At 69.3% G+C, this 4,257-nt stretch carries 2 protein-coding genes; one reads left to right on the top strand and one right to left on the bottom strand.

What is annotated here, in order from left to right; genetic code table 11:
• The coding region (locus tag ACFV6V_RS02370; RefSeq protein ID WP_385557874.1) for a HAMP domain-containing protein at positions 1-1,201 on the bottom strand (1,201 nt) is incomplete at its 3' end.
• A gap of 268 nt (positions 1,202-1,469) precedes the next feature.
• On the opposite strand from ACFV6V_RS02370, the gene ACFV6V_RS02365 reads away from it, so the two are divergent.
• Positions 1,470-4,130 carry a SpoIIE family protein phosphatase gene (locus ACFV6V_RS02365; protein WP_385557871.1) on the top strand — a complete coding sequence of 887 codons (2,661 nt, stop codon included), beginning with the start codon at positions 1,470-1,472 and terminating at the stop codon, positions 4,128-4,130.
• Positions 4,131-4,257: the final 127 nt, after the last annotated feature.

Here is a 4,257-nt window from a genome sequence, read left to right as displayed (position 1 = left end):
CCTTCCACGTACCCGCGGCACCCGGCACCTGCGCCTGCCCCCCGAGCAGTCCCTCGGCGCCGACCTCGCTGGCCACCCGGGTCACCTCGTCGGCGAAGGTACGAAGCGTCTCGGTCATCTGGTTGATGGTCTCCGCGAGCTGTGCCACCTCGCCACGCGCGCTCACCGTGACCTTCTGCGACAGATCACCATTGGCCACTGCGGTGGTGACTTCCGCGATGCCACGCACCTGGGAGGTGAGGTTGCCCGCCATCGTGTTGACGGAGTCGGTGAGGTCCTTCCACACACCTGCGACTCCCGGCACGGTCGCCTGGCCGCCGAGCTCGCCCTCCGTACCCACCTCGCGTGCGACTCGCGTCACTTCGGACGAGAACGAGGACAGCTGGTCCACCATCGTGTTGACGGTGTTCTTCAGCTGGAGCATCTCACCGGCCACATGCACGGTGACCTTCCGCGACAGATCGCCCTTGGCGACCGCGGTGGTGACGAGAGCGATATCACGCACCTGGGCCGTCAGCCGGTACGCCATCGTGTTCACCGAATCCGTGAGGTCTTTCCACGAACCGGACATACCTCGCACCTGCGCCTGACCGCCGAGCTTTCCCTCGGTGCCGACCTCGAGTGCGACCCGCGTCACCTCGTCGGTGAACGCCGAGAGCTGATCCACCAGGCTGTTGACGGTCCGGGCGACCTTCAGGAACTCACCGCGCAGGGGACGCACCGCGCCGTCGGAGCCGTCGGCGGCATGCGAGCGCAGCTCCATGCGCTGCTCCAGATCACCGTCGGCAACCGCCGACAGCACCCTGCTGACCTCGGACACCGGCCGGGCCAGGTCGTCGACGAGCGCGTTGGACGCCTCGATCGCCGCGGCCCAGGAGCCCTCGCAGGCACCGGGCTCGAGCCGCTCCGTGAGTTTTCCCTCACGTCCCACGACACGCCGCACCCGTGCGAGCTCCCCGGTGAGGTGCAGATTGCGGTCGGCGACCTCGTTGAAGACCGCCGCGATCTCGGCCATGACGTCATCGCCCGAGACCGTCAGCCGCTTGCGGAAATTGCCGTCCCGCATCGCGACCAGAGCCGCGAGAAGCCGGTTCAGAGCCGCGGCGTCCACCGCCGTCGTGCCGCCCCGTGGCTGGCTTTTCCGGGACTGTCCGCCTTGTGCGCGCGTGCTCGTGCCCCGCGCCGCTGCACCAGACTCCACCGTGTCCCTCCCACAGGGGTTACGTCATGCTCGGGCTGTCTCAAGGAATCGTTCCCAGTGTTTCACCGCAGCAGAACCAGGCCATAACAGTTCGGCAGCTTCGCATAGCGTCCCCACACCCGGAGGGCGGAAACGGCCGCGACCGGCATCCGCTCGGACAGCGAAGGTAAGTAACCTGGCATCCGGCTGTCCAACCGCCCCGGTCGCCCGGCAGGGGTGGTGAGGCGCGAGGACAATGACCGGGCACCGGGAGGGGCAGGCACCAACCATGGCAGAGCCGGGCGTCGAGACGCGTATGAAGAGTTCTGTGATCACTGCGCGGGCGGCTGCCAGCTTCGACCCCGTCGGACGGTCGGTCGCCACAGCCCGCGCCTTCGTCCGGGACACACTCCAGGGCTGGGGATACACCGAAGTCGTCGACGACGCGGTGGTCCTCACCAGCGAACTCGTCACCAACGCGGTCATCCATGCCGGCACCGCCGCCGATGTGCTCTGCCTGCGCACCCCGGACGGCGTGCGGGTCGAGGTGGGCGACCGCTATCCCGAGCGGGAGATCCCGATCCAGGGCGGTGGCAGAGCCGTCGCCCACCCGGATCGCGAGAACGGCCGCGGTCTGCTGCTCTGCGCCGCACTCGCGACACGGTGGGGCGTCGAGTACTCGGCTTCGAGCAAGCAGGTCTGGTTCCAGCTCGATCTGCCACAGCGCCCCGTGGGCACCCGTTCAGCCGGCCCCGTGCTCCCCGTCGACCTCCTCCCGGTCGCCGACGAGCGGGTCAGGGTGGCCGTCGTACAGATCGACCGCGTCGGCGCCATCAGTTCCTGGAACGACGACGCCGAGCACCTTTTCGGATACCTGGCCGACCAGGTGATCGGCAAGCCCCTCGGCGACCTCGCGGCCTGGCCCCACACCCCCGGCATCGGCACCGGAATCGCCGAGGCACTCCAACTGTCACGCTGGGAAGGCAGCTACGGCATCCGCGACACCGACGGCCGGGTCATCGCGGTGTACGCCTCCCACCTCCGGGTCCGCGACACCCATGGCGAGGCCTCCACCGTCTGCCTCCTCGTCCGCGACTACGAACGCGCGGTGATCCAGTCACCGGCGCGCGTGTCCCCCAACGACGGCACGGGCACGGAGACCCGCAACGCCGACCCCTTCGAGGTGTTCATCGGCTCTCCCGCCCCCGACGACCTCGACGGGCTCCTCCAGCGCACGGTCGAGCGCGCCCGCGACATGCTCGATGGCGACTCCGCCTTCCTGCTGCTGGCCACTGACGACGAGACAGAACTCGAAGTACGGGCCACCACCGGCCTTCCCTCCGCCCGCCAGCGCTTCGCCCGCGTCCCCGTCGAAGCGGGCACCGGCCGCTACGGCTCCGCCAGGATGCCCGCCGTCCACGAGGACCTGAGCGCCGTCCCCGGCGCCGTGCCCCTCCTCGACGGCACCGGAATGCGCTCCGTGGTCACCGTCCCGCTGAAGGTCGAAGGCCGGCTCACCGGATCCCTCGGAGTCGCCACGGAAGCCGAGAGCCGCTACTCCAACGAAGAAGCCCTGCGGCTCCAGTTCGCCGCCGACCGCATCGCACTCGCCGTCGAGTCAGCCCGGCTCGGCGAGCTGGAGAGGCTGCGCCGGGGCTCACTCAGCTTCCTGGTCGAGGCATCCGACCTGCTGGCCGGCACGCTCGACCGCGATCAGACGCTGGCACTCATGGCACAGATGACGGTGCCCACGCTGGCCACCTGGTGCGCCGTCTACACCATCGCGGACCAGTCCTCGGAGGCGTACCTCTCCTACGTGCTCCACGAGGACGAGGAACGTATCGACGGCCTCAAGGCCCTCCTCTCCAAGCTTCCCCCGCCGCTTCCGGAACTCACTCCCGGTGCCCGCGTCTGGAACGCTCCGGCCGACGCCGCCCACCAGGCCGCGCTGCGCACCTCAATGCGCGAACTGAGCATGGAGACAGCCTCCTTGTCGTCGAGCACCGGAATCGGTGCGACCCTGGCCACGGCCTCTGCGGTCGGCGGCGAAACGGTCGTCCTGCCCCTGGTCGCACGCAACCGCGTCATCGGCATGCTGACCCTCGGCAAGCCGTCCGACGACCACTTCCGCCAGGAGATCCTTGAACTGGCCGAAGACCTCTCGCGCCGTGCGGCACTGGCACTCGACAACGCCCGGCTCTACTCCGAGCGCACGGCGATCAGCCAGTCGCTCCAGCGCAGTCTCCTTCCTCCGACCCGCCCCGAGGTGCCCGGCGTCGAGGTCGAGGTCATCTACCGCGCCGCGGGCGAAGGCAACGAAGTGGGCGGCGACTTCTACGACCTCTTCCCCATCCGCGACGGTCTCTACGGCTTCGCGATCGGCGACGTCTGCGGTACGGGTCCGGAGGCCGCGGCCGTCACCGGCCTGGCCCGCCACGCCCTGCGTCTCCTGGCCCGCGAGGGCTTCGGCGGCCCCGCGGTACTCGAACGACTGAACGCGGCGATCCTCGACGAAGGCGCCCGCAGTCGCTTCCTCACCCTGCTGTACGGCGAGCTCCGGCCTCAGGAGGACGGCTCGGCCACCCTCAAGGTCGTCTGTGCCGGCCATCCCCTCCCGCTCCGGCTACGCCAGGACGGCACCGTGGAGCCCGCTGCGGAACCGCAGCCGCTGCTGGGTGTGATGGATGATCTGGAGCTGTACGAGCAGACCGTCACCCTGGAGCCGGGCGATGTCCTGCTGTGCGTGACCGACGGTGTCACGGAACGGCGGGAAGGCACCCGTATGCTCGGCGACGACGGCCTCATGGATGTGCTCACGACGTGTACCGGCCTCACGGCCGGAGCGGTGGCGGCGCGCATCCTGCGTGCTGTCGAACGTTTCGCCGCGGAACCAGCGTCGGACGACATGGCGATCCTCGTGATGCGCGTCCCCGAGCCGCAGAAGAACTGAGCGCGGCCGGCTGCAAAGCCGGGGTTACGCAGAAGGCCCCCCCCCTCCACCCCGGGGGCCCGGAATTTGTTTGGTGCCCCCCAACCACTAACACCCTTGAACAACAGAGAAACAAGTAGACACTGAA

The sequence above is a fragment of the Streptomyces sp. NPDC059828 genome, from assembly GCF_042731955.1.
Classification (GTDB): domain Bacteria; phylum Actinomycetota; class Actinomycetes; order Streptomycetales; family Streptomycetaceae; genus Streptomyces.
The sequence above is the reverse complement of the archived record's forward strand: the minus strand, read 5'-3'. Positions and strand labels throughout refer to the sequence as shown.

Bases quoted from the DNA above. Each gene is read 5' to 3' on its own strand.
- ACFV6V_RS02365 (WP_385557871.1), top strand. From the start codon at position 1,470: ATGGCAGAGCCGGGCGTCGAGACGCGTATGAAGAGTTCTGTGATCACT.